The sequence below is a fragment of the Streptomyces bicolor genome (assembly GCF_000719285.1).
Taxonomy (GTDB): domain Bacteria; phylum Actinomycetota; class Actinomycetes; order Streptomycetales; family Streptomycetaceae; genus Streptomyces; species Streptomyces bicolor.
Genome location: NZ_JOFS01000112.1, coordinates 1 through 520, shown reverse-complemented (window position 1 = coordinate 520; position 520 = coordinate 1). Strand labels below are relative to the sequence as shown.

The following is a 520-nucleotide window of genomic DNA, read 5'->3' as shown; positions in this document are numbered from 1 at the left end:
GGAACTCGACGAGCGGGCCAATCAGTTGGCGCACCGGCTGGTGGGTCTGGGGGTGGGGCCGGAGGCGCCGGTGGCGGTGCTGATGGAGCGCTCGGTGGATCTGGTGGTGGCGCTGCTGGCGGTGCTGAAGGCGGGTGCGTTCTATCTGCCGCTGCACAGTGGTTACCCGCTGGAGCGGATGCGGTGGATCGTGGACGAGACGTCCGCGCCGGTGCTGCTGGCCGACACGGCGATGCGTGGCCGCGGTCTGCCGGACGCTCCCGTGCTGGTGGTGGTGGACGAGGACGAGACGCTCGCCTCGCTGCCGGTCACCGACCCGGGCGTGGAGTGTGGGCCGGATCAGCTGGCGTACGTGATGTACACCTCGGGTTCGACGGGCCGCCCCAAGGGTGTGGCGGTCACCCACCGCGACGTCCTCGACCTGGTCGTGGACGGGATGTTCGGCGAGGGTGCGCACGAGCGGGTGCTGATGGTGGCCCCGTACGCGTTCGACCCGTCGACGTACGAGCTGTGGGTGCCG

General features: G+C 70.8%; 1 protein-coding gene. It reads left to right on the top strand.

The features are described from left to right. Positions 1-520, top strand: a 520-nt coding sequence (locus IF78_RS0142865; RefSeq protein ID WP_031498918.1) for an AMP-binding protein, incomplete at both ends; no start/stop codon positions are given.